This window comes from Ruegeria sp. K11, from assembly GCF_056531905.1.
This window is the reverse complement of record NZ_JBQFMP010000008.1, coordinates 98627-122092: the sequence shown is the minus strand read 5'-3', so window position 1 is coordinate 122092 and position 23466 is coordinate 98627. Positions and strand designations below refer to the sequence as shown.

Genomic DNA, 23466 nt, shown 5'->3' with positions numbered 1-23466 from the left:
CGTTATGCCCCAATATTTGTTTGTCTATCACGGGGGCCACACCCCCACCGACCCCGCCGAGATCGAAGCGACAATGGCCGCCTGGGGTGCTTGGTTTGGTTCCATGAGCGATGCATTGGACATCCCCGGCAATCCGGTGGGCCAGTCTTACACGGTCAGCAGCACCGGTGTGGTCGATAATGGCGGCGCGAACCCGGCCTCGGGCTTTACTGTCATCAAGGCCGACAGCATCGAAGCCGCGACCGAGATGGCCAAGGGCTGCCCGATGGTCGTGAACGGATCCGGCTCGGTCGAAGTGGCCGAGGTGCATGAGATCGAGATGTGAGCCTTAACCGGGGAAACCCGGCGCAGGTTTGATCACACCGCATTCCAGCCCTCGGCGGCTGTATTGCGTGGCATTCAGGAACTTGCGTGTGGCCGGGTGATCGGCCTCAAGCACCCCAAGGCTGACCAGAATGGCGGCGATGGCGCATTCGCTGGCGCGGGTGGTGCCATCGGTGATCTTGAGCGCGACTCCCATGCGTTTTTCCGGGATGATCGCAACAAAGACGGCCTCGGCCCCGGTTTTGATCGCGGCGCGGCCATCCATGGCGCGCATCAACTCAGTACAGGCGCGGGTTTCGCCTGCGACCAGTTCCGGGTGCTGCATCATCGCCGCTGTTAGCTGCTGCGCCGCATCGCTGGCCCGGTCCGAGCGGTCGGCGGCGGATGCAAACCACGCCATTGACCGTGCAAGCCCTGTCAGCGACCCGGCAAAGTTCGGCGCCGAACACCCGTCGATGCCGTAACACGGGCTGGACTCGCCTGTGGTTTCCTCAAAAGCGGCCAGACAGGCCTGCTGCACCGGATGATCGATTTCAAGATATTCCGGCCCCGCGCCCATATGCTGCGCCACGGTCAGAAAACCGCAATGTTTGCCGGAGCAGTTGTTGTGAATCTGGCAGGGTGTGTCATCGGCCAGAATCAGCCCGTCACGCGCGGCCATGTCCTGAGGCTCTTGCGCGCCGCAACGCAGATCGGGCTCGGCCAGGCCCAGATGGTCCAGCCATGCGGACACCCGGTCGGTATGGATATGCGCGCCGTTATGCGAGGCGCAGGCCAGCGCCAGATGTTCGGATGTCAGGCCGTATTTGGCCGCAGCACCCGAGGTGATCAGAGGCAGCGCCTGTATCATCTTGGCCGAGGATCGCGGATAGATCACCGCGTTCGGATCACCCCAGCTGCACACGATCTGACCACTGTCATCACAGATCACCGCATGGCCCAAATGCAGGCTTTCAAGCAAGGGTCCTCGCCACAGTTCGGTCATAGCTATGGGCTGCGTCATCTGGACCCTCCTTAACATGCGCAAAAATCTGCCAATCGCCCTTTCGCCTGTGGCGAAACCTGCGTTAGTGTGTGTATGTCGGCAAACACCGGAATACGCAACTTAACAGACGGACCGTCAGGGTCCGCAGGCTGTCCCGGTGGGTATGAGGTATAGGTCGGGCTAGGAGGCTGGACAGATGGGATCAAAGCTTGTCCGCGTGATCGCGGGGCTGTGCATGGCAGGGATGGCCACAACTGCAATCGCTCAGCAGGCGACCAGCACCAATCGCGTGGCGGCGAAGACGGATTGGAGCGTTTTCGTCGAAGACGACCCGACCGAATGCTGGAGCGTGTCTGCCCCCAAAGAAACCGTCAATACACGCGGTGGCCGTGTGGTCTCGGTGCGTCGCAGTGATATTCTGCTTTTCGTATTCTATCGCCCCAATGCAGAGGTGAAGGGGCAGGTCACGTTTACCGGCGGTTACCCATTTGCATCCGGATCGACGGTGAACCTGACCGTGGACGGCAGCGAGTTTGAGCTATTCACCGAAGGCGAATGGGCCTGGCCGGCCACCGCTTCGGATGATGCCAAGATTGTCACCGCAATGAAGCGCGGCACCGAGGCGGTTCTGACCGCGCGCTCGGAACGGGGTACTCAGACGAAAGATACGTTCTCTCTGCTGGGTTTTACCGCAGCCATTGAAGATGCCGAGACACGCTGTACGAATTGACATGCCTGGACCGGGATGCCGCACAGGCTTTCCGGTCAGGATTGTCTGGCAAAATCTGCTGTGTATTCAAAAAATTTGATCCGTATCAAGGACGACTGCCTTGAAATCTGAACTAGTCTGTTCAGTAACAAGAAGGAGTTGCCTTGATGATCCCCAAAGCACTTATTGCCCTGATGATGGTGTCTGCCATGTTTTTGAGCGCATGCGAAAAAGACCCGGACACCTATCCCATTACAGGTGAGCAATGCGGGCCCGAAGACCCGGTGAAAGAGCTGGATGCAGCCGATTGCTCTGTCCTGCCTGCGGGCGTCTGAGCGTCGGGGCAGCCCTGAACTGACGTCGAAGACCCAAGCCAACTTGACCGCAGTGGTTTTGCCTCTGCGGTCGATTTATGCTGGAAGGTGCGGACAAACTGGTCCTGTCCGCGCAGATGTACACGGGAGGTTGGCGATGCGATGCATTGTGGCGGCTTTGATCTTTCCGGTGGCGGCTATGGGTGATCCGGCACTGGAATGCGTGGATGCGGGGTCTCAGGTCGACATCGGGGATTGCGTGCGAGTGATGGAAATGCGGGTGAACACGGCGATAGACTCTGCTTATGCGCTGGCCCGCGACTCAGCGCGGGAACTGGATGAGGTCACCGGCCGCGATTCGATGCTTCCGGCACTGACGGCGGCGCATGCCGCGTGGGAGGCTTATCGCGATGCGCAATGCGAAGCGGTTGGCGCTTCTTTTGGCGGTGGCTCGGGGACTGGAATCGCCATTACCGCCTGCCGGGTCGATCTTGGCCGGGCGCGCGTGGACGAATTGCTGGGTCATGCAGACTGACCGGCACGATTCCTTTTGATCTTTGCGCGCGTTCCTATATAGAGGCGCATCCCAAGCCAGAATCCACCGAGATACGCCAATGTCGCCCAAAGCGCCGATCACTCAAGACGTCATGACCATTCCCCGCAAGCTGCCCGAGGGGAAGGTGAACCTTGTCGGTCTGACCCGCGACCAGCTGCGCGCGGTTCTGATCGAACATGGCACGCCGGAAAAGCAGGCCAAAATGCGGACCGGCCAGATCTGGCAGTGGATCTATCAGTGGGGTAAGCGCGACTTTGCGGAGATGACCAACCTCGCTAAAGCTTACCGCGCACAACTGGCCGAGAATTTCGTGATCGAAATCCCCGAGGTTGTGACCCGTCAGGTGTCCGAGGATGGCACCCGCAAGTACCTGTGCCGCATCGCGGGCGGGCATGAGGTTGAGGTGGTCTATATCCCCGAAGAAGATCGCGGCACCCTGTGTATCTCATCACAAGTGGGCTGCACGCTGACCTGTTCCTTCTGTCACACCGGCACCCAGAAACTGGTGCGCAACCTGACAGCGGCCGAGATTGTCGGTCAGGTGATGATGGCCCGCGATGATCTTGAGGAATGGCCTGTGCCCGGCGCGCCCAAGGATGAAACCCGCCTGCTGTCGAATATCGTTCTGATGGGCATGGGTGAGCCGCTTTATAACTTCGACAATGTCCGCGACGCGATGAAGATCGCCATGGACCCCGAGGGAATCTCGCTGTCTCGTCGCCGGATCACCCTGTCAACATCGGGCGTAGTCCCGGAAATTGCGCGTACTGCGGAAGAAATCGGTTGCCTGCTGGCAATCTCGTTCCATGCCACCACGGATGAGACCCGCGATGTTCTGGTTCCGATCAACAAACGCTGGAATATCGAGGAACTGCTGGGCGCTTTGGCGAGCTATCCCAACGCGTCAAATTCGGAACGGATTACGTTTGAATATGTGATGCTCGACGGCGTGAATGATTCTGACGCGGATGCGCATCGTCTGATCGACCACATCAAACGCCATAAAATCCCGGCCAAGATCAACCTGATCCCATTCAATGAATGGCCCGGCGCGCCGTATAAGCGCAGCTCGAACAACCGTATCCGGGCGTTTGCCAATATCATCTATCAGGCGGGCTATGCCTCGCCCATCCGCAAGACGCGGGGCGAGGACATCATGGCGGCCTGTGGACAGTTGAAATCAGCCACCGAACGCGCCCGAAAATCGCGCAAGCAGATCGAATCCGAGGCAGGTCTGGGATAAGCCGCCAAAGATTACAGGCGAATTAATGTGAACCCCCCTGTTGTCCAAAGTCTCATTTTGGTAGTCTTTCGGTATTCTGGCATGGGTTTTCAGCATCACCATTGTGCACAAGCGGGTGAAACTGTGAACAGGGTCATAGCAAGTTATCATCGGGGCGTTATCTTTCGAGTCATAATCTGAGGCAGCGTTCAGGCGAACCGTTCAACGGATGGGCCACGGAAATGATTGCAAAGCAAAACTATCTGACTGGAATTTCAACCGTTTTGGCATTTTGCGCGTCGGGCGTTCTGGCGCAGGAAAGCGATCAAAACGCGCATCTGGCGATCGAGAATCCCGCCGAGCTCAGCAAGGATGAGGCGCGCAAACATTACAAGGGGCTGACCCGTCGCATGGCCCGGGGGTACGCGGCCGCTAAGCTGGACATGATCCGCAACTACCAAAGCTGGCCCTTGTTCAACGACGCTCCGTACATTTCGGCCACGCATGGTCAGCGCTTTGTCAACAGTTACGCCAACCGGATGGCGCATAATTATGGCACTCTGCAAGAAGGGGAGCTGTTGCCGACGGGGTCGGTTCTGGCCAAGGACAGCATGACCGTGACCGATGAGGGCAAGGTTTATCCCGGCGCGCTATTTGTGATGGAGAAGCTGGCCGCAGGCACAAGCCCGGATACGGCAGACTGGCGCTATGTCATGGTGATGCCTGATGGCTCGCTGTTTGGCGACACGATGGGCAGCGGATCAAGCCGTGTGGCCTATTGCCACGACTGCCACGCAGCGGTGGCTGATCGAGACTATACTTTCTACGTCCCCGAGGAATTTCAGGTCGAGAATTGACCCTCAGCCCGTTGGCAGTTTCAGTGCGGTGGCTTCGCTGCGGCTGAGTTGTTCGCCCTGCTTGCGCTTTGACAAGACCTCGCGGGCCAGTGCGTATTTCTCATCCTGCCAGAAGATCAAACACCCGTTGCAGCCCTTGCCACAGCAGCCCTCGGTACCAATGCGATTGGTCTTGAACCGGCGTTCGTTGCCGTCTTCTCCGATCTTTTCCACCAGCGCATCGCGGCGGCGGGCATAGGCTGCGGGATTGTCACGGCCCGAGGTTTCCAGCCCCTGCACCAGCTTGTCAAAGCGGATGCGGCTCCAGTGTTCGTCCGTCAGCGCGCGCTCCTTGCGCAGCACCGAATAGACCGGGAAGCGGGCGCGTAGGTCATCCGGGTCTTCGTGATCGAACAGGGTAAAGGGCAGGCGGATCACGGTCTTGGTGCTGCCATGCACCACGTCCAGCCGCGCACCGTCCTGGGCCCGTTCGAAATCGTAGACCCGCAGCAGAACCGTCTCGCGCGAGATGGGTGAGACAAAATCCAGCACATCGCCTGGTTCCAGCTTGTTCTTCACCTCGACCAGAAAGGCGTCGTCGGTCACGTCGGTGACGATCCCGGCATATTCCCATTGCGCGATCGCGGCGGTGTGTTCGTAATCATGCGCATAATTGGTCAATCGGCCCTCGTGGAAGGCGAGCGTATAACCCCGATTTCCAACGGTTTCGAGTTCCCGCATGTAGGGCTTGGGGTCCCAGTTCTCGGGGTCTTCGAAATAGTCATCAATAGCCATCCGGTAGGCCCGCGCGACGATGGCGGCGTAATATTCCGACTTGCCGCGCCCTTCGACTTTGAGGCTATCGACGCCGATCTTCAGATACTCATCCAGCTTGGGCATGATGCACAGATCGCGGGAATTGAGGATATAAGAGCCGCGATCATCCTCTTCGATGGGCATCAGATCACCGGGGCGGCAGCCCTCTTCCAGCAGAAACTCGAACAGATCGGCGTTTTCATCGGTGATGCGCAACTCCTGATGGGTTCCGTCCTTGAGGCGCAGCTTTAGCCCATAGTTCCAGCGACAGGAATTGGCGCAATTGCCCTGATTGGCCCCACGTTCGGCCATGAAATTCGACAGCAGACAGCGGCCCGAATAGGTCATGCACATGGCCCCGTGCACAAACGCCTCAAGCTTGATGTCGGGGCATTTCTCGCGAATTTCGACCAGTTCGGGATAGGACACCTCGCGGGCCAGAACCACCAGCTCGGCTCCCTGATCCTGCCAGAACTTCACCGACAGCCAAGAACAGATATTGGCCTGCGTCGAGATATGCAGCGGCAGTTCCGGGGCGCGTTCTCGGACATATTGGAACACACCGGGGTCGGCGATGATCAGGCCATCGGGTTTCACCTTGCGGACGGTATCAATATACTCGTCCAGTTTCGGAATGTCCTTGTTGTGCGAGAACAGGTTCAGGGTCAGATAGGCGCGCCGTCCATGGCTGTGGCAGAAGTCGACCCCTTCAATCACCTCTTCCAGCGAGAACTCGGATTTCGTGCGCAGCGACATATCGGGCGTGCCCAGATAGACCGCGTCCGCCCCATAGAGGATGGCGAGATTCAGCTTGCGCAGATTGCCCGCAGGCATCAGCAATTCGGATCGGGACTGGGTCATGGGGCTACCGGGCATTGGATCAAGCGCGCCTTCTACGCCAAATCTCGCGCCGCCAAAACCCCGTTATCTGCGACGGAACCGCGCTGTGCCGATGACCTCGATCAGTTGTTTGCGCACGGTTTCCGGTTGAGCCTCGACTGCGTTCAACACCTCGCGCAACTCGGCGCGCAACCCGTGCATCTGGTCGATGAGCGAGATCATCATCGACAGCGCATCGGCCTCCATGTCGTATTGGTCATGCAGTTCGCAGGCCAGTTCCAAGCGGGCTACGTCGATCCTTTGATACACCAGCCCATCGTCGGACTGTTCGGGGATCACGATCTCGGCGGCAAGGTACTCGGTCAGCCTATCCGAGGTTAGGCGGGTGACGGATTCGATCAGTTGTTTCTCGGTCAGGGTCATGACGGCATTCCTTTCCGCGGATCATAGCGGTGGGTCTCGCGCCACGTCTCCATGAACTGTTTCAGGTCGTCATCCATTGTGTCGGGCAGAGTGACGGTCAGTTCGATCAACTGATCCCCGCGCTCGGATGAGCCGCGTTTCTTGACCCCTTTGCCCCGCAGACGCAGGGTCTTGCCGCTGCTCGTGCCCGCCGGAACGGTGACGTTGACGCCTCCGTCGATGGTTGGAGCCGGGACCTTGCCGCCCAGCACAGCCTCATCAATCGTGATCGGCAGCGTGATGTAGATGTCGTCGCCCTGCCGATCAAAAACCGGATGGCCTGCGACGGACACGGTGACCAGCGCATCGCCGGGCGGCCCCTCACCATAGCCCGGAGCGCCTTTGCCACGCAGGCGGATGGTCTGACCGTCGGTGATCCCAGCTGGGATTTTGACCTCAATCCGGTCGCCGTCTGGCAAGGTTAGTTTCTGGCTGGCCCCAAAGACCGCATCCAGAAAGCTGATCCGCAACGAGTAGTTCAGGTTGTGACCGGGCGCGTGGAATTCCTGTGTGCGCTGGCCGCCAAACCCACCGCGGCCGCGCATGAATTCGGCGAAGATGTCGGACATGTCGTCAGGGTCCGCCTGCCGTCCGCGATAGGGGTTTCCGGCGGACTCGGCAAAGTCGCGATAATATTGCTGCTGCGGGCGTTCCTGACCCGAGGCGTCGATCTCGCCCCTGTCATACTGTGCCCGCTTTTCAGGGTCTTTCAGCAGGTCATAGGCCGCGGCCGCGGCTTTGAACTTGGCTTCGGCTTCGGCATCGCCCGGCTTGAGGTCCGGGTGGCATTCCTTGGCGATGCGCCGATAGGCTTTCTTGATGTCGGCGTCACTGGCATCTTTGGAAATGCCCAGAACGGAATAGGGATCGTCGCTCATCTCACCTCGCGGAATAAGGGTGGGGCTGATCTTGATGAAGGTGTTTTATCATGTGATTTCAACAGGTCAAAATGAAGAGCACACCGAAATACCTCGTAAAACGCGTCAGCCCTGATAATATCAGGATGTTTCGAACTGTTATTTGACGGAGATCGCCGGAATGTCACGCAGAATAAAGTCCGCTCTGGCCTTGCTGGCCGGGAATGCCATCGGGTTGTTGTTGGCCGTGCTGTTGCTATCCGGGTTTGCGATCAAGCCGATATCCTTCATCGTGGTAGTGGTCATCTTTACGGTCGTGCAGGTGGTGGCCGAACCGCTGATTCTGAAGATCGGGGAAAAGAAAGCACCCGCGATCAAAGGCGGGATCGCATTGATCGTGACCTTTGTGGGCTTGCTGGTAACCGATCTGGTCGCCTCGGGGCTGACCGTGGGTGGGGTCGCCAACCTGCTGGCGGCGACCTTGCTGGTCTGGCTGGGTGCGCTGGTCGCCAGCGTTGTGCTGCCGATCTACGTGTTCACCGAATTGCGGGACCCCAAGAAGAAGTCATAGGGCGTTCAGGCTGGCCTCAATGGCCTGCCAAAGCTCTTCCACCGGCTCACAGCCAACCGACAGACGGACAAAGGCAGGGTCCACGGCGTCGCCCCATCGGGCGCGGCGTTCGGCGGAGCTGTGAACGCCGCCAAAGGACGTGGCGGGGCGCAACAGGGGGCAGGTGTTGATGAAAGCCTCGGCCTTGTCTTCGCTGTCCAGTGTCAGGGACAGCAGGAACCCGAACCGCGCGGTTTGTGCCTTGGCCAATGCGTGCGCTGGGTCACCGGGCAAGCCGGGATAGCGCACCAGACGCACAGCGGGATGTGCCGCCAACCGTTCCGCCAGCACTTGCGCCGAGGCGCACATGCGGTCGAACCGCACGTCCAGCGTCTCCAACCCGCGATGCAGCAACCACGCCTCATGCGGGCCAGGGATCGCGCCTGAGACCTTCCGCCATTCCTCGACCCGTTCCATGATCTGCGGGTCGCGGCTGGCGACATGGCCCATCAGCATATCCGAATGCCCGCCCATCGCCTTGGTGTCCGAGGACACCACTACGTCGATCCCCAGATCAAGCGGGCGCTGCCCCAGCGGCGTCATGGTGGTGTTGTCCGCAATCGTCACGCCACCGGCGGCCCGTACCTGATCCGCGACAGCCCTTAGGTCGATCATGTCCAGACCGGGGTTCGAGGGGCTCTCAGCATACACCACATCGAACCCATCAAACCCGCCGTCCGAGAACGCGGTGGTCGGGCGTTCTGTGATCTCTACACCCAAGCGCGACAGGAACTTGTCCGCCAGAAGGCGGGTGACATAGTAGCCATCCGAGGGGATCAACACGCGCGACCCGGCCTGCACCGTTGCGAACAGCGCGGCTGAAATCGCCCCCATCCCGGATGGAAAGCTGAGACAGGGCGCGTTCTCCAGATGCGACAGGACATGTTCCAGTTGCACCCAGGTGGGGTTGTCGACCCGGCCATAAGTGGCGTGCCCGTCCGGCGCGCCCGGCAGGTGGTACATGCTGCTTTGCGTCAGCGGCAGCGCCACGGGTTCGCCCTTGTCCAAGGCATTCCCGCGCAGGTGCAACATTTCTCCGATCTTGGGGGCCATCGCTCAGCGCCCCGGAATCGCGTCGCGGGGCGGGGCAGGTTCCCAGTTGTCGATCAGATCGACCGCCTCTTGCGCCGTGTCGACAAAGCGAAACAGGTCCAGATCCTCGTCCGAGATCGTGCCCGCATCGGCCAGAGCGTCCCAGTTTATGACCTTTTCCCAAAACTCACGCCCGAACAGAAGGAAGGGTACGCGGTCCATCCGACCGGTTTGAATCAGGGTGAGGGACTCGAACAGCTCATCCATCGTACCAAAGCCGCCGGGGAAGATGGTGATGGCACGCGCACGCATCAGGAAATGCATTTTGCGAATGGCAAAATAGTGAAAATTGAAGCTGAGCTCAGGCGTCACGAACAGGTTCGGTGCCTGTTCATGCGGCAGCACGATGCTCAGCCCGATCGAGGCCCCGCCCGCCTCTTGCGCGCCACGGTTTCCGGCCTCCATCACGCCGGGGCCGCCGCCGGTGATGATGACGTTTTCCCGCCCGCCGGTCTCATTGGATTTCAGCGTCATCAGCCGGGCAAATTCCCGCGCCTCGTCGTAATATTCTGACAGATCAGCCAGTGTTTGCGTCCGCGCGGTGTGCTTTTGCGCCGGTTCCGGGATACGCGCGCCGCCGAACATGACGATGGTCGAGGTGATCTGACGTTCGGACATGATCATCTCGGGCTTGAGCAGTTCAAGCTGCAGGCGCACCGGGCGCAGCTCATCCCTGCACAGGAATTCGTCGTCAGCAAAGGCAAGCCGGTGAGCCGGGGACCGTGTCTGCGGCGTGTCCGGGACCTCGCTCGCGGTCGAGCGGTCGGTCTGCGCGTCGCGAAACGGGCTGTGGCGGTCTTCTCTCATCGGTGATCGATCCCTGCTTGCGTGTCTCTGAAACAGCTATAGGGTTCGCGGGCAGAGTGCCAGTCACGGAAAGACAAGAATGGATTGGAAAAATCAGATTTCAGCCGCGCGGGACCGGATTGCGGGCTTTGCGCAGGTCACGCCGGTGATGGAAAGCCGGATGCTGGGTTATCCGGTTGAGATGAAGCTGGAGCATATGCAGCACACCGGCAGCTTCAAGGCGCGCGGAGCGTTCAACACGCTGCTGAGCTCGGATGTGCCGGACGCGGGTGTCGTGGCCGCATCCGGGGGCAACCACGGCGCAGCGGCGGCTTATGCGGCGCATGCGCTGGGCTATCCGGCCAAGATATTCGTTCCCGAACTGGCGGGGCCGTCCAAGATAGCCCTGATCGAACGGATCGGCGCGGACCTCAGCGTGGTGCCGGGCGAATACGCCAATGCGCTGACGCAGGCGCAAGAACATGAGGCTGTAACCGGCGCGATGCAAATCCACGCCTATGACGCGCCCGCAACGGTGGCCGGGCAGGGCACCTGCTTTGCCGAATGGGAGGCGCAGGGCCTGCAAGCCGACACTGTTCTGGTCGCCGTGGGCGGCGGCGGGTTGATCGCCGGGGCGCTGGCGTGGTTTCAGGGCGCGCGCAACGTTGTGGCGGTCGAGCCCGAAACCTCCTGCGCTTTGAACGCGGCTTTGCAGGCCGGGGAACCGGTGGATGTTTCGGTTTCCGGCATCGCCGCCAATGCGCTGGGCGCGCGGCGGATCGGGTCGATCTGTTTCGATCTGGCGCAGGGCATGACATCGGTTCTGGTGCCAGACGCCGCCATTGCCGAGGCGCAGAAACGCCTGTGGCAGGCGCATCGTATTCTGGTTGAACCAGCCGGTGCGGCAGCATTGGCCGCGCTGTTGTCGGGCGCATATCAGCCCGAACCGGATGAGCGTGTGGCGGTGCTGATCTGCGGCGGCAATATCTCTCCGGACCCGCTGGGCCCGTAAGACACGCTCAACAGCCGCAAACCGTGCGTTCTGCGTCGCATTGCGGCCAGTTCTGCGCACGCTTATACGCAAGACCAACGTGAACAGATTCTACAGGGAGCCCCAAAATGTCGAACGCGCAACTGGAAGCCGCCATCGAAGCCGCGTGGGAAGCGCGCGACACCATCACCCCCGCGACCTCAGGCGAAACCCGCGAGGCAATCGAGGATACGTTAAACGCCTTGGACAGCGGCGTGCTGCGGGTGGCCGAGAAGCTGGACAGCGGCGACTGGCATGTGAACCAGTGGGCCAAGAAAGCGGTTCTGCTGGGGTTCCGGATCAAGGACATGGAAATCCAGAATGGCGGGCCTCAGGCCGGTGGCTGGTGGGACAAGGTGGATAGCAAGTTCGCCGGTTGGGGTGAAAATCAGTGGAAAGCCGCCGGCTTCCGCGCTGTCCCGAACTGCGTTGTCCGCAAATCGGCCTTTATCGCGCCCGGCGTGGTGTTGATGCCCTCCTTCGTGAACCTCGGGGCCTATGTGGACGAGGGCACAATGGTTGACACCTGGGCCACCGTCGGATCCTGCGCGCAAATCGGCAAGAACGTGCACCTGTCCGGCGGCGTCGGCATCGGCGGCGTGCTGGAGCCGATGCAGGCAGGCCCCACCATCATCGAAGACAACTGCTTTATCGGGGCCCGGTCCGAGGTAGTCGAGGGCTGCATCGTCCGCGAAGGCTCGGTTCTGGGCATGGGCGTGTTCATCGGCAAATCCACCAAGATCGTCGATCGCGAAACCGGCGAGGTCACCTATGGCGAGGTCCCGCCCTATTCGGTGGTTGTCGCAGGCTCAATGCCGTCTAAGAACAACATCAGCCTCTATTGCGCGGTGATCGTAAAGCGGGTGGACGAGAAAACCCGGTCCAAGACCGGGATCAACGAGTTGCTGCGCGACTGATCTCACGGAGTGTTTTCCGTGAAAAGGCCGGGGAAGTAGCGCCCCGGCCTTTCCTCGTTTGTTACTCTCATAGCTACAAATTTTAACGCGTTAACAAAACTGGGTCCCTATTTGGTCCCTGAAGCAGGTGTTCTTGTTATTTGGTCTTATAGATGAAAGCCGGGGTTTCGCCGTGCTCTTCATCGTTGTTGTAGGTTTCGCGGTTTTCGTTCTCACCGGTCTCACCGCCTTCGTTTCCGCCGGTCTCGCCGCCTTCGTTTCCGCCGGTTTCGCCGCCTTCGTTTCCACCGGTCTCGCCGCCTTCGTTTCCACCGGTCTCGCCGCCTTCGTTTCCGCCGGTCTCACCGCCTTCGTTTCCGCCGGTCTCGCCGCCGCCTTCGTTTCCGCCGGTCTCACCGCCTTCGTTTCCGCCGGTCTCACCACCGCCTTCGTTTCCGCCGGTCTCGCCGCCTTCGTTTCCGCCGGTCTCACCGCCGCCTTCGTTTCCGCCGGTCTCGCCGCCGCCTTCGTTTCCACCGGTCTCACCGCCACCTTCGTTTCCGCCGCCTTCTTCTTGAGCAAACGCAGGGTCTGCCATGAAGGTTGTGATGGCAATTGGAGTTAATGCCAGAGTAAAAATGCTGGCTGTGGTGGTCAAAAGCTTGGATAACACGCTCATTTAATTCCCCTTTTCAAAAAAAATTTACTGCAGTGCCGAAATTCTATGAATTGGGTCGTCGACCTCATAATGACCCGGTGTAGAGTCGCCTGATGGGCCAATACTTGCGTGTATCTGCAAGTCGGATGGGCAGAAACAGGCTCAATCTCAACCTATGGGAATCGATTCGAGGTCCGCACAATCTATTCGAGCAAACAAGTGTTTTTCTGAGAGTTTCGCGGATCGCGCAGATTCGGCGACCGTAAAAGCGAAGCTGAAGGCAGGCCTATGCCGTACCGTGATACCGTGCATTCTTATAGTTTGCGCCTCAGTTAAGCCTGATTTTCCAGCAAAAAGACCATTGCGCCCATCGGATTTAGAACACGACTTCGTTAAGCGGATATTTCTGGTGGTGGCGGGAACGGGACAGGTGGGGTAAACCTAGTATTAAGAATGGGGGATGCACTAAACATATCGGACAGTTACCCAACTGACTTCGGTGAACGACGTCAGGTGTCAGTTCTGTTTGCGGATATGGAAGACTACACCGCGATTGTGTCCGAACTGGGTGAAGAAAAGACGCTCGACTTTTTGCGGATTGTTTATGAGCTTTTGACCAAATCGGTCGAAGAACATGGCGGCACAGCGCGGGATTTTGCCGGCGACAGTATTATGGCGCTGTTTGGCATTCCCGATGCATTGGAAGACCCGGCTTTAAGGGCCTGTCGTGCCGCGATTTCAATTCATGCGGCGATGGATACCGCGTCCGACGATCTTCAGGCCCGATTTGGCCTGCGGCCAAAGATGCGGATCGGAGTCAGTTCAGGCAACGTCCTGGTAGCAGCGGTTCAGGGCGACGGCGCACCGGCGACCGCCGTGGGTAATACGGTCAATCTGGCCGCGCGTGTCGAAAGCCTCGCGCCCGCTGGCGGCACCCTGATTTGCGACACGACCCGGCGGTTGGTGGAATGGGTGTCCGAGGTGAAATTCGACGGGGAACACCACCTCAAAGGGTTGACCAAACCACACAAGCTTTGGGAATTGCAGGCGGTTCAAAGCGGTGTTACCCGATTTCATTCCTCACTGGCGCAAGGTCTAAGTACCTATGTTGGACGCATTCCGGATCTGAGGATCATGTCCGAGGCCCTGCAGCAATCGAACGACTCGATTTCAGTGGTCGATCTCGTGGCCGAGCCGGGACTGGGCAAAACACGTCTGGTGCATGAGTTCCTGAACAGGCTCAAACCCGAAGGGACCAGAGTTCTGACCGGGCATTGTTTTGCCGATGGTCAGCAATCGCCCTATCTGCCGATCCTTGAGATCATTCGCGCGGCGTTTCAGATTCGGGACAAGGCAGATCCCCCCGAGATTCAACGAAAGCTCACATCGGGCCTGACCGGCGCGGGTCTGGTTTCGGATGAAAATCTGGGGCTGATGATGAATGTTCTGGGGCTTGCACCGCCGCAAGGATCGCTGGACGGTCTGGATGGCGTTTTGATCGGCCTGCGGACCCGAAGCCTGCTGCCGAAACTCCTGCAGGCGTTGTGTGGAGTCGGGCCAGTGATTCTGATCATCGAGGATGCGCATTGGATAGACAGCGCCTCGGAAGTTTTGCTGCGTGATCTGGTCGAAGGCGAAGGGTATTCAAATTTCCTGATGATCCAGACCCGGCGTCCGGAATACGATCCGCGGTGGGCACCTAATTCGGCAGTCCGTACCATTGCGCTGAAACCGTTGGCGGCGGATGACGTCGCCTATATGGCGCAGACACGTCTGGGCATCGACACAGTGCCCGATGAGTTGACCACCATGTTGGTCAATCATGCGGGCGGCAATCCGTTATTTGGCGAAGAAATCCTGACCTACCTGATGGATCAGGGGGCTTTGCGCGTAGATGGCGGTGCCGCCAGCTATGACCCAGACGCCAGCACAAGCCTTGTTCCGCCCAGTATGCAAGGATTGCTGGCCTCTCGGGTGCGGGTTTTGGGACAGGGCGATCGCGCGTTGTTGCAGGCCGCCTCGGTCATCGGTCGCCGGTTCGATCCCGGTTTGCTGGCCCATGTCCTGGACCAGTTCGAAGATGTCGGACGAGCACTGCAACGATTGCAGGAAAAGGACATCATCTACCGCGAGGCGAATTCGTCAGACTACATGTTCAAACATGTCCTTCTGCGCGACTGTGTCTATGACAGCCTTGTCAGCCGGCAGCGCGTTGCATTGCACCTGGAGATCGCGCAAACACTGGAACGGCGCAATGCCAACCGCTTGCATGAAGCAGCCGAAACTCTTGCGTTTCATTATGGCCAGACCGATCAGGCAGCCAAGGCCTTCACATATAGCGCCATGGCCGGAGCGAAATCGCTGGGGGTGTTTTCGCTGGACGAAGCCAACCGTCACCTTCTTGCGGCATTGACTCTGTATAAGGCCGACCCCAGCTGTGCGACATCGGCACAATTCGTTGAGCTTGCTGCCAATTTCGGGCTGTGCTCGAATATCTCGATGCGGGTGGTTCAGCTGATTGACATGGCAGAAAGCCTGCAAACTGCGCTGGACAAGATCGGGGATCATACCAAGCACGCCCTGTTTTTGCATCACCACGTCTCATGTCTGGTTTGCAACGGAAAATACCGCGAAGCGCATAGCGTCCAGCAAAAACTGAGCAGTATGGCTGAACGGCTTGGCGATCCGGTGTCCAAAGCATATGCGATGGTCAATGCGCTGTCGGTGTCGATCTATTTTGATCCAATACCGAATGCTGAGTTTGAACGCGCCAAGCGGGACATCCAGCAGGTGCTGATACATCTGGACGATGCATACATCCAGAACTTCTATCTTGCGACCGTTGGTTGGAACGAGCTGACCCGGGGCCGGGTTTCCGGCGCAAATGAGGCCGCCGAGCAGATGATCGCCGACGGCACCAGCCGGGGCGACCCCCGTTCTCTGGGTTATGGGATGGCGATGAAAGCGCTGATTGCTATGGTTACGGATGATCACGCGCTGGCCTTGGCCCAAGCCGAAGCGGCGCGTGCCGCCTCGCATGTGGAATTTGAGCGCGCCATTGCCGACGCCGCACATGTGGGCGCACTTGTGCCATTGGCCAAGCCAGGCGCTTTGCAATCTGTGCAACGTCACATCAATGCCTGTCAGGCGCAGGGCTGGGCGTTGTTTACCGTGGGCCCGGAAACCATGCTGGGTGTGGCGCTGGCAATGGACGGGCGGATTTCCGAAGGAGTGAAGCAGATCGAGACCGTAATCCGCCAGCGCGATCTGGATGGATCGCAGGTGGCTGCTGATTGGGGGCGGTTGTATCTGTGCGAGCTGTATCTGGCCATTCTGACCGGTGAAGGGGGCGGGTCTTTCCGGGTTTTGCTGAGAAACTTGCGCTCAGTCCTGCGCATTCTTGTTTCGGGAGAGAAGCAGCTGATTTCGATGATCGAACGGGTGCGACAGAATCCGCAATTTGACCCGTCCGGTCATTACATTGCCCGCTGTGACATGATTATGGGTTTGTTGTGCAAAGCGAAAAAGAGACAGCAACAGGCACAGCAATATCTGTCGCGCGCGCGTCGCGTGGTACTGACAGCAGGCGATTCACCGATGCTGGTCAGAATTGACAAGGCGCTCTCGGATCTGGCCTGACCCTGTCGCGGCGACGCTTGACCGCCCTGATTCACATCGCTATGGCCGCGCATATGGAAAAGCAAAAGAAACCCTCACGCCAGCAAGTTTATACTCTATTGGTTCAGATTGGCCGAAAGGAGGGAGACGGTCTGCCCGACAAGGCAACCGGCGCGGCGTTGATGTGTTTTGCCAGCGGTGTGGATGAGGCCGAGGCCGTGCGTGAAACGGTGGCCATTCTGAAACAGGCTGACACTGCGCCACTGGACGTAACGGGCTATGGCACTTTGGCCGAGCGCGAGGCACAGGGTCATGACATTGCGGAAGAAGAGCGGGCGCTCATGCAACGCGCGCTGGACGAGAACGCGGTGATTGTTGCGCAGATGACGCCGTTTTTCGGCGACGAAGCCGAGGCTTAGTTCCGCGCTCCGAACCACTTGCGGTAAATCTCGTCATAGGTTCCGTCTTCGCGCAAGGCCAGCAGGGCCTGATTGACATCCTCGACCAGCGGGGAACCGGTCGGAAACGCGATGCCGTAATTCTCTCTCAGAAACACGCCGCCGGTTACCGAAGCGATCCGGCGTCCCTCGTGCGAGGCGTAATAGGACAGGATCGGGGCGTCAAAGACGATCGCGTCGAGTTGGTCGCCCTCAAACGCGGCGATCATACTGTCGAGATCGCCATATCCCTGGAACTCAATTTCCCGCCGGTTTAGGAAACTAGCCGCTGTCGACCCGGAAATGGTGCCGACCTGCTTACCGTAAAGATCGTTCACCGAATTCACGTTGCCGGTGATCGCGTCCACCGTCATGACCGAGGTGATGCGGGCGGTAAACACTGACACGATGAACAGGGATGAGACCACGAGGACCACGCCCAGCAAGCGCCCGAATGGGGTTCGCGGCATGCGCTCTTCAAAACCGCCGTTGACCACAAGATTCAGGGCCCACCAGAACGAGGGGAACCATGCTTCGTTGAGCTTGCGGTCAAAATAGGGCTGCGCGCGGCGCTCAAAGCTCCACATCAGCATGCCGCCGCCCAGCAGGATGGCAAAGGCCAGACCAATGGCGATGAACAACTCGCGCGACAAAAGGGCCTGTAACAGCGACGGGCGCCGGGCAGCGTCGGACGGAACCATGATCTGCAGCCCCGCTTCAAAGATCGGCTGACTGAAATCCATCACGGTTTCACGGGTTGCGGTGATTGAGATGTTGGCAATCGCCAGATCAGCCGTCCCGTCCTGAACTGCCAGCAGCATGTCGCCAAAGGCGTCCACCCGATTGGTGTCGTATGTCCAGTTCAGCGACTCGGCCAGCGCGGCCAGTAAATCCATCGAAAACCCGGTTTGTACGTCGTCTTCGACATAGGAAAACGGGGGGCGGGTGACTGTGGTGACCGTCAGTGTTTGCGCCACGCTTTGCTGAGCAAGCGCAGCGACTGTCAGGCAAATCCATGTGAAAAGGGCGCGAGTCATTGTCTAAAACCTGTTTCGCGGCCCTGTAGCGCGATTTTGAGACGGGTCACAAGGTAATCGCCGGGTCATCTGAAATGTTTTATTGGCGTATCAATCCGATACGATCTGCCAAATCCTTTTCAGAAAACGTCGCGCAGGGGTTGGCAAACTGGCCAATTCGTTGAATCTGTGCGCGAACCTGCGTGTAGGATACGGGAAAGGGCCACATATGACAGACCCGGTAAAGTTGACGGCGGACCTGATCCGTTGCCCTTCGGTCACACCTGACGAGGGCGGGGCCTTGGTTCTGCTTGACGGAATTCTGTCTGACGCCGGATTCGACTGTACCAGGGTTGATCGGGGCGGTGTCAGCAACCTTTTTGCCCGATGGGGTGAGAAAGGTCATGCCCGCAGCTTTGGGTTCAATGGCCACACGGACGTGGTGCCGGTCGGGGATGAAGCGGCGTGGACAACGGCCCCCTTTGGCGCGGAAATTCACGACGGGGTGATGTATGGGCGCGGGACAACCGACATGAAATCGGGTGTTGCTGCTTTTGCCACTGCGGCCATCGATTTCGTGAACAGCACACCTCCGGACGGGGCCATCATTCTGGCCATCACGGGGGATGAGGAAGGCGACGCGCTGGACGGCACCATCGCCTTGATGGATCACATGGATGCGGCGAATGAACGTATGTCGGTCTGTCTGGTGGGTGAGCCCACCTGCCCGAACCACATGGGTGAGATGATCAAGATCGGGCGGCGCGGGTCGATGTCGGCCTGGTTTACTGTCACAGGTGTGCAGGGGCATTCGGCTTATCCGCATCGGGCGAAGAACCCTTTACCCGCGATGGCGCGGCTGATGGATCGGCTGGCCAGCCATGAACTGGATCAGGGCTCGGACCATTTTGATGCCTCGACATTGGCGGTTGTGACCATCGACACCGGCAACCCGGCGACCAACGTGATCCCGGCGCAATGTGCGGGCACGGTGAATATCCGGTTCAATGACCTGCATTCCGGGGCAAGCCTCAGCGCGTGGTTAAAAGACGAGGCCGGGAAGGTGGCGCAGGAGTTCGGTGTCGCGGTCGATATCCGCATCAAGATTTCGGGCGAAAGCTTTCTGACCCCACCCGGACCGCTGTCCGATCTGGTGGCAACGGCGGTGGAATTCGAAACCGGCGTGCAGCCCGAACTGTCCACGACCGGGGGCACGTCCGACGCGCGGTTCATCAAGGCGCATTGCCCGGTCGTTGAATTCGGTCTGGTGGGCAAAACCATGCATCAGGTCGATGAATGCGTCGAGGTTGCGCAGATTGAACAGCTCAAGGCGATCTATTCCCGTATTCTGACGGAATATTTTGCCTGACCGATGCAGCGCACTCTGGTGATCATGGTGAAAGAGCCTCGCCCGGGCCGGGTCAAGACGCGGTTGGGGCGCGATATCGGCATGGTTGGGGCGGCTTGGTGGTTCCGGCATCAGACCTGGTCACTGATCCGCAAGCTGCGCGATCCGCGCTGGCAGATCGTGCTGGCGGTGTCGCCGGATCGCGAAGGGTTGCGCAGCCGTATCTGGCCTGCGGACCTGCCGCGCGCGGCGCAAGGACCGGGTGATCTGGGTGATCGCATGGGGCGGATGTTGCGGGGCATGCCGAAAGGGCCGGTTTGCTTGATCGGGGCCGATATTCCCGGGATTTCACGCGCCCATATCGCGCAGGCCTTCGCCGCGCTGGGCCAGGCGCAGATGGTATTCGGGCCCGCACCCGATGGGGGCTATTGGCTGGTCGGGGCGCAGCGTTATGCGGCCCTGCCGCGCGGTCTGTTCCGCAATGCCCGCTGGTCGACGGAACATGCGCTGGCGGACACGCTGGCCTCGGTTCCGGGTCTTCGCGTCGCGCTGCTGGGGCATCTGCGCGATGTGGATACGGTGGCCGATCTGAGGCGTTGAAATTTTGGTCATGACGCCGTCGCGCGCCCGTGATACGCCGAAATCATGACTCGCATCCCCACCAAGCAGGAGGTCCTCGACTGGATCTCGGCGAACCCCACCCTGACCTCGAAACGCGATATCGCCAAAGCCTTTGGGATCAAGGGTGCGGCGCGGATTGACCTGAAGCGCATTCTGCGTGAATTGGAGGCCGACGGCCACCTGGAAAAGCGCAAGCGCAGCTATGGCGACCCGGACAGGTTGCCTCCGGTCAGTGTGTTGCAAGTGAAGGCCCCGAACGCGGATGGCGACCTGTTTGCCCGCCCGCTGGAATGGCATGGCGAGGGGGTCGAGCCCATCGTGCTGCTGATAACCCGCGCCAGCGACCCGGCGCTGGGTGAGGGTGACCGAATTCTGGCGCGTCTGACCGTGGTGCATGAGGAAGACCACAATTACGAGGCGCGCCTGATCCGCCGCATCGGGACCAACCCGCGCAAGATCGTCGGCATCTTCCGCAAAGGGGCCGAGGGTGGGCGCATCGTGCCCATCGACAAGGCCGGCCAAAACGAATGGCTGGTGCCCGAGGGGGCCCTGCTGGGTGCCAAGGATGGCGAACTGGTCGAGGCCGAACAGGCCGGGCCCAAAAACCGCATGGGCCTGCCCCGCGCGCGCATTGTCGAACGGCTGGGCGATCCGACCGCCCCCAAGGCGGTGTCACTGATCGCGATCCATCATCATGGTATTCCCGACGACTTTCCCGACAAGGTGATCGATGAGGCCGATAAGGCCAAACCCGTTGGTCTGAAAGGGCGTGAAGACCTGCGGGACATGCCTTTGCTGACCATCGATCCTTCGGATGCGCGGGATCATGATGACGCCTGCTATGCCCATGCGGACGATGACCCTAAGAACCCGGGCGGCCATGTAATCTGGGTCGCCATTGCCGATGTCGCCGCCTATGTGCAGCCCGGCACAGCGCTGGACCGCGAGGCGCGCAAACGCGGCAATTCCAGCTATTTCCCCGACCGCGTGGTGCCGATGCTGCCGAATCGCCTGTCGGGCGATCTGTGTTCACTACACGAGGGCGTCCCGCGCGCCTGTATCGCCGTTCGGATGCAGATCGACGGCGAGGGCAACAAGATCGGTCATCGCTTTGTGCGCGGGTTGATGCGCTCGGCTGCATCACTGCACTATGCTGAGGTGCAGGAGGCCATCGATGGCACCCCAAATGACCGCACTGGGCCGCTGTTGGAGACGGTGCTGAGGCCACTCTATGCCGCTTATGCCGCGCTGAAAAAGGCGCGAGCCGAGCGGCAGCCGCTGGAACTGGACCTGCCCGAGCGTCAGATCGTGCTCAGCGACACGGGTGAAGTAACCAGCGTGGCGTTTCGCGACCGGCTGGACGCACATAAGCTGATCGAGGAATTCATGATCCTCGCTAATGTCGCTGCTGCCGAAACCCTGATCGCCAAGCGCCGCCCGCTGCTGTTCCGCGTCCACGAAGAACCCGCGCCCGAAAAGCTGGAGAGCCTGCGGGAAACGGCTCAGGCCGCAGGGTTGAACCTGGCCAAGGGGCAGGTGCTGCAAACCCGCCATCTGAACGCACTTCTGAACGCTGCTGCGGGGACCGAGGATGCGGAGCTGATCAACCTGACGACACTTCGGTCGATGGCGCAGGCCTATTACAATCCCGAGAATTTCGGCCATTTCGGGCTGGCGCTGCGGAACTATGCGCATTTTACCTCGCCCATTCGCCGGTATGCCGATCTGATCGTGCACCGGGCGCTGATTTCGGCGCATGGCTGGGGCAAGGACGGGCTGATCGAGGACGAAATCGGGTGGCTGGAGGAAACGGCCACGCATATTTCGGACACCGAACGTCGATCTATGATGGCGGAACGGGATACGACAGATCGCTATCTGGCCGCCTATCTGAGCGAGCGGGTGGGCAATGAGTTCTCGGGCCGGATCAGCGGCATTGCCCGTTTTGGGGCCTTTGTGAAAATGGATGAAACCGGGGCAGATGGGCTGGTGCCCGTGCGCTCCCTCGGGCGTGAGTTCTTCCATTTCGACCGCGAGGCCGGGACGCTGATGGGCTCGGATACCGGCCTGGTCATCGCCATCGGCCAGCGCGTCACCGTGCGGCTGACTGCGGCGACACCGGTTACCGGGGGGCTGGAGCTGGAATTGCTGTCGATCGACGATCAGGCCCTGCCGCGCGGTCGCGGACCGGCCAAACGCGGCGCAAGGCGCAAGGCGGTCAGCAGCAAGCGCAAGAAGGACAAGATCAAGCGTAAGATCGAACGCAAACGCCGTCAGAGGTGATAGGTCAGCGCCCGCGCAATCAACCAGCCGTGACGCGTGGCGTTGACCTGCGCGGGGTCGTCAAACAACACCGCCCGGTTGCCGTCGATCCGATCCTCGCCGGGAAAGGCCGAGGTGAACTCGCCCATCAAACGGCTCTGGCAATGCACGAACAGGGCAAATTCAGCTGCCTTATGACCACCTAGCCGGATCGTGGACCCTTTGGGTGCAAGATAGGCAGGCTGGCCCCAGCGCAACGCCTCTTGCAATGGCTGGGCGCGGGGCAGGGCCGCCGCAGTGTCGAAGATCAGCGCGCGCAAGGCCAAGGCCCCTGCGCGGGTGTTCTCCGACAGCGCATCATACGCGGCGGCCACTTCGGGGTCGTCAAAGGGCGTCATAGCGGGATCGCCTGCTCCATCCGGGTCACGTAGCTGTTCAGCAGCTTATCCTGTTTGATCCGGCGGGTCAGCGGAGTATTCGCAGGCGTCGCGCGCATTGCCGCCAGCATGGGACCGACGCTCATGTCAGCCGAGGTCGGGGCGTCGCCCACCAAATAGGGGGATTGCCACAGATAGGCTGAAATCGCTTCGAGATCGCGTTCCAGCCTGTCCTGCCGTTCGGCCGGCGAAAACCGCGACACGCCCTGAAATGACAGCCCTTTGAGCACCGATTTGCGGATCGAATTGGCCACAGGTTTGCGGATCAGTGCCGGGATCGTGGTGAAGAACGTATCCTGCAGGATCGGCCAGATCTCATCATTGGCCCAACGGTCCTGCACGATGTGAAAATACAGATGTTCCTCGGCCAGACGGATCAGCGCGCGGGAATGGGCCTTCTGTACGTCGTTCAAACCGGTATCGAAATCGGCCCCCTGCGCCTCCAGCCACTCGCGGATCAGGTCGCTGTCGGGGACCAGACGTTCGGGCGTGCGCAGGACCGGCAGCTTCTGATGCGGCATTTTTCGGGGGTCCAGCATGTCTGACCGCTGCCAGCGCTGCCCTGCGCTTTGCAGCATCAGTGCGGTCTTTACGCAGAAGGGGCTGGCACTGAACTGGCCAAAGGCTGAGGGGAAGGTGAGTAGGGTCAGCATTGGGGGCTCCGTCATTGAGATGACATGAGGATAGGGTGGCCTGATGACAGAAACCGTCATCAGGTTTAGGGTAGCTTCCAT

General features: G+C 60.0%; 24 protein-coding genes. 14 read left to right on the top strand and 10 right to left on the bottom strand.

The annotated features are described in order from the left end of the window. The first annotated feature begins 4 nt into the window (after positions 1-4). Entirely contained in the window at positions 5-325 is a 321-nt protein-coding gene (locus ACR0K4_RS14180) for a YciI family protein (protein ID WP_480519410.1), read from the top strand. 3 nt (positions 326-328) lie between these two features. Here ACR0K4_RS14180 and ACR0K4_RS14175 read toward each other — a convergent pair whose 3' ends face one another. Next, complete coding sequence (locus ACR0K4_RS14175; RefSeq protein ID WP_480854492.1) at positions 329-1327, bottom strand: asparaginase; 999 nt, start codon at positions 1325-1327, stop codon at positions 329-331. Between the two features lie 178 nt (positions 1328-1505). On the opposite strand from ACR0K4_RS14175, the gene ACR0K4_RS14170 reads away from it, so the two are divergent. From ACR0K4_RS14170 to ACR0K4_RS14150, 5 genes are all read left to right on the top strand, one after another. Next, positions 1506-2039 carry an invasion associated locus B family protein gene (locus ACR0K4_RS14170; RefSeq protein ID WP_480854491.1) on the top strand — a complete coding sequence of 178 codons (534 nt, stop codon included), beginning with the start codon at positions 1506-1508 and terminating at the stop codon, positions 2037-2039. Between the two features lie 146 nt (positions 2040-2185). Further along, positions 2186-2353 (top strand): hypothetical protein, encoded by a 168-nt coding sequence (locus ACR0K4_RS14165; RefSeq protein ID WP_480519416.1) that lies wholly within the window; start codon positions 2186-2188, stop codon positions 2351-2353. A gap of 136 nt (positions 2354-2489) precedes the next feature. Further along, positions 2490-2867, top strand: a complete 378-nt coding sequence (locus tag ACR0K4_RS14160) for a lysozyme inhibitor LprI family protein (RefSeq protein ID WP_480854490.1) — start codon at positions 2490-2492, stop codon at positions 2865-2867. Between the two features lie 79 nt (positions 2868-2946). Beyond that, positions 2947-4131, top strand: coding sequence for a dual-specificity RNA methyltransferase RlmN (gene rlmN / locus ACR0K4_RS14155; protein WP_480854489.1), 1185 nt, complete (start codon positions 2947-2949; stop codon positions 4129-4131). 221 nt (positions 4132-4352) lie between these two features. Beyond that, entirely contained in the window at positions 4353-4967 is a 615-nt protein-coding gene (locus ACR0K4_RS14150; protein ID WP_480519422.1) for a cytochrome P460 family protein, read from the top strand. 3 nt (positions 4968-4970) lie between these two features. Here ACR0K4_RS14150 and ACR0K4_RS14145 read toward each other — a convergent pair whose 3' ends face one another. The 3 genes from ACR0K4_RS14145 to ACR0K4_RS14135 all read right to left on the bottom strand — a co-directional run bounded on the left by ACR0K4_RS14145 (position 4971) and on the right by ACR0K4_RS14135 (position 7942). Next, complete coding sequence (locus ACR0K4_RS14145; protein ID WP_480854488.1) at positions 4971-6623, bottom strand: U32 family peptidase; 1653 nt, start codon at positions 6621-6623, stop codon at positions 4971-4973. 63 nt (positions 6624-6686) lie between these two features. After that, positions 6687-7025: a hypothetical protein gene (locus ACR0K4_RS14140; protein ID WP_480854487.1), complete on the bottom strand. Its 339-nt coding sequence runs from the start codon at positions 7023-7025 to the stop codon at positions 6687-6689. Continuing rightward, positions 7022-7942, bottom strand: coding sequence for a DnaJ C-terminal domain-containing protein (locus ACR0K4_RS14135; RefSeq protein ID WP_480854486.1), 921 nt, complete (start codon positions 7940-7942; stop codon positions 7022-7024). The genes ACR0K4_RS14140 and ACR0K4_RS14135 overlap by 4 nt, the downstream gene beginning before the upstream one ends. A gap of 160 nt (positions 7943-8102) precedes the next feature. Between ACR0K4_RS14135 and ACR0K4_RS14130 the strand changes: the two genes are divergently transcribed. Further along, positions 8103-8492, top strand: coding sequence for a hypothetical protein (locus tag ACR0K4_RS14130; protein ID WP_480519430.1), 390 nt, complete (start codon positions 8103-8105; stop codon positions 8490-8492). Here ACR0K4_RS14130 and ACR0K4_RS14125 read toward each other — a convergent pair. Both ACR0K4_RS14125 and ACR0K4_RS14120 read right to left on the bottom strand, forming a co-directional pair. Next, on the bottom strand, positions 8487-9584 hold the full coding sequence (locus tag ACR0K4_RS14125; protein ID WP_480854485.1) for a cystathionine gamma-lyase: 1098 nt from the start codon (positions 9582-9584) through the stop codon (positions 8487-8489). The genes ACR0K4_RS14130 and ACR0K4_RS14125 overlap by 6 nt on opposite strands. A gap of 3 nt (positions 9585-9587) precedes the next feature. Next, positions 9588-10430, bottom strand: coding sequence for an LOG family protein (locus tag ACR0K4_RS14120; protein ID WP_480519434.1), 843 nt, complete (start codon positions 10428-10430; stop codon positions 9588-9590). Positions 10431-10509: 79 nt separating this feature from the next. On the opposite strand from ACR0K4_RS14120, the gene ACR0K4_RS14115 reads away from it, so the two are divergent. Together ACR0K4_RS14115 and dapD are read left to right on the top strand one after the other, a co-directional pair. Continuing rightward, positions 10510-11421 carry a threonine/serine dehydratase gene (locus ACR0K4_RS14115; RefSeq protein WP_480519436.1) on the top strand — a complete coding sequence of 304 codons (912 nt, stop codon included), beginning with the start codon at positions 10510-10512 and terminating at the stop codon, positions 11419-11421. Between the two features lie 107 nt (positions 11422-11528). Next, positions 11529-12356 (top strand): 2,3,4,5-tetrahydropyridine-2,6-dicarboxylate N-succinyltransferase, encoded by an 828-nt coding sequence (gene dapD, locus ACR0K4_RS14110; RefSeq protein ID WP_480854484.1) that lies wholly within the window; start codon positions 11529-11531, stop codon positions 12354-12356. A gap of 136 nt (positions 12357-12492) precedes the next feature. On the opposite strand, the gene ACR0K4_RS14105 is transcribed toward dapD, so the two are convergent. After that, a complete protein-coding gene (locus ACR0K4_RS14105) occupies positions 12493-13014 on the bottom strand; it encodes a hypothetical protein (protein ID WP_480854483.1) in 522 nt (173 codons plus the stop codon). A gap of 492 nt (positions 13015-13506) precedes the next feature. Here ACR0K4_RS14105 and ACR0K4_RS14100 point away from each other — a divergent pair, with 492 nt between their 5' ends. Further along, complete coding sequence (locus ACR0K4_RS14100; RefSeq protein WP_480854482.1) at positions 13507-16632, top strand: ATP-binding protein; 3126 nt, start codon at positions 13507-13509, stop codon at positions 16630-16632. Between the two features lie 53 nt (positions 16633-16685). Beyond that, positions 16686-17030 (top strand): hypothetical protein, encoded by a 345-nt coding sequence (locus ACR0K4_RS14095; RefSeq protein ID WP_480519657.1) that lies wholly within the window; start codon positions 16686-16688, stop codon positions 17028-17030. Here ACR0K4_RS14095 and ACR0K4_RS14090 read toward each other — a convergent pair. Next, complete coding sequence (locus tag ACR0K4_RS14090; protein ID WP_480519444.1) at positions 17027-18085, bottom strand: transporter substrate-binding domain-containing protein; 1059 nt, start codon at positions 18083-18085, stop codon at positions 17027-17029. The genes ACR0K4_RS14095 and ACR0K4_RS14090 overlap by 4 nt on opposite strands. Before the next feature lie 208 nt (positions 18086-18293). Between ACR0K4_RS14090 and dapE the strand changes: the two genes are divergently transcribed. From dapE to rnr, 3 genes are read left to right on the top strand one after another with little or no spacing between them, the layout of a single operon-like run. Next, complete coding sequence (dapE, locus tag ACR0K4_RS14085; protein ID WP_480854481.1) at positions 18294-19433, top strand: succinyl-diaminopimelate desuccinylase; 1140 nt, start codon at positions 18294-18296, stop codon at positions 19431-19433. A 3-nt stretch (positions 19434-19436) separates the two neighbouring features. Then, positions 19437-20012, top strand: coding sequence for a TIGR04282 family arsenosugar biosynthesis glycosyltransferase (locus tag ACR0K4_RS14080; protein WP_480519448.1), 576 nt, complete (start codon positions 19437-19439; stop codon positions 20010-20012). Positions 20013-20057: 45 nt separating this feature from the next. Further along, a complete protein-coding gene (gene rnr, locus ACR0K4_RS14075) occupies positions 20058-22316 on the top strand; it encodes a ribonuclease R (RefSeq protein ID WP_480854480.1) in 2259 nt (752 codons plus the stop codon). Here the strand turns inward: rnr and ACR0K4_RS14070 are convergent. Next, positions 22307-22693: a DUF1801 domain-containing protein gene (locus ACR0K4_RS14070; RefSeq protein ID WP_480854479.1), complete on the bottom strand. Its 387-nt coding sequence runs from the start codon at positions 22691-22693 to the stop codon at positions 22307-22309. The genes rnr and ACR0K4_RS14070 overlap by 10 nt on opposite strands. Next, a complete protein-coding gene (locus tag ACR0K4_RS14065) occupies positions 22690-23385 on the bottom strand; it encodes a glutathione S-transferase family protein (RefSeq protein ID WP_480854478.1) in 696 nt (231 codons plus the stop codon). Before ACR0K4_RS14065 ends, ACR0K4_RS14070 begins: the two co-directional genes overlap by 4 nt. Positions 23386-23466 lie beyond the last annotated feature (81 nt).

Coding starts and splice junctions, on each gene's coding strand:
- ACR0K4_RS14165 (WP_480519416.1), top strand. CDS start 2,186: ATGATCCCCAAAGCACTTATTGCCCTGATGATGGTGTCTGCCATGTTT.
- dapE (WP_480854481.1), top strand. CDS start 18,294: ATGACAGACCCGGTAAAGTTGACGGCGGACCTGATCCGTTGCCCTTCG.
- ACR0K4_RS14090 (WP_480519444.1), bottom strand. CDS start 18,085: ATGACTCGCGCCCTTTTCACATGGATTTGCCTGACAGTCGCTGCGCTT.
- ACR0K4_RS14070 (WP_480854479.1), bottom strand. CDS start 22,693: ATGACGCCCTTTGACGACCCCGAAGTGGCCGCCGCGTATGATGCGCTG.
- ACR0K4_RS14125 (WP_480854485.1), bottom strand. CDS start 9,584: ATGGCCCCCAAGATCGGAGAAATGTTGCACCTGCGCGGGAATGCCTTG.
- rnr (WP_480854480.1), top strand. CDS start 20,058: ATGACTCGCATCCCCACCAAGCAGGAGGTCCTCGACTGGATCTCGGCG.
- ACR0K4_RS14120 (WP_480519434.1), bottom strand. CDS start 10,430: ATGAGAGAAGACCGCCACAGCCCGTTTCGCGACGCGCAGACCGACCGC.
- ACR0K4_RS14065 (WP_480854478.1), bottom strand. CDS start 23,385: ATGCTGACCCTACTCACCTTCCCCTCAGCCTTTGGCCAGTTCAGTGCC.
- ACR0K4_RS14130 (WP_480519430.1), top strand. CDS start 8,103: ATGTCACGCAGAATAAAGTCCGCTCTGGCCTTGCTGGCCGGGAATGCC.
- ACR0K4_RS14180 (WP_480519410.1), top strand. CDS start 5: ATGCCCCAATATTTGTTTGTCTATCACGGGGGCCACACCCCCACCGAC.
- ACR0K4_RS14160 (WP_480854490.1), top strand. CDS start 2,490: ATGCGATGCATTGTGGCGGCTTTGATCTTTCCGGTGGCGGCTATGGGT.
- dapD (WP_480854484.1), top strand. CDS start 11,529: ATGTCGAACGCGCAACTGGAAGCCGCCATCGAAGCCGCGTGGGAAGCG.
- ACR0K4_RS14170 (WP_480854491.1), top strand. CDS start 1,506: ATGGGATCAAAGCTTGTCCGCGTGATCGCGGGGCTGTGCATGGCAGGG.
- ACR0K4_RS14140 (WP_480854487.1), bottom strand. CDS start 7,025: ATGACCCTGACCGAGAAACAACTGATCGAATCCGTCACCCGCCTAACC.
- ACR0K4_RS14150 (WP_480519422.1), top strand. CDS start 4,353: ATGATTGCAAAGCAAAACTATCTGACTGGAATTTCAACCGTTTTGGCA.
- rlmN (WP_480854489.1), top strand. CDS start 2,947: ATGTCGCCCAAAGCGCCGATCACTCAAGACGTCATGACCATTCCCCGC.
- ACR0K4_RS14105 (WP_480854483.1), bottom strand. CDS start 13,014: ATGAGCGTGTTATCCAAGCTTTTGACCACCACAGCCAGCATTTTTACT.
- ACR0K4_RS14115 (WP_480519436.1), top strand. CDS start 10,510: ATGGATTGGAAAAATCAGATTTCAGCCGCGCGGGACCGGATTGCGGGC.
- ACR0K4_RS14080 (WP_480519448.1), top strand. CDS start 19,437: ATGCAGCGCACTCTGGTGATCATGGTGAAAGAGCCTCGCCCGGGCCGG.
- ACR0K4_RS14095 (WP_480519657.1), top strand. CDS start 16,686: ATGGAAAAGCAAAAGAAACCCTCACGCCAGCAAGTTTATACTCTATTG.
- ACR0K4_RS14145 (WP_480854488.1), bottom strand. CDS start 6,623: ATGACCCAGTCCCGATCCGAATTGCTGATGCCTGCGGGCAATCTGCGC.
- ACR0K4_RS14175 (WP_480854492.1), bottom strand. CDS start 1,327: ATGACGCAGCCCATAGCTATGACCGAACTGTGGCGAGGACCCTTGCTT.
- ACR0K4_RS14135 (WP_480854486.1), bottom strand. CDS start 7,942: ATGAGCGACGATCCCTATTCCGTTCTGGGCATTTCCAAAGATGCCAGT.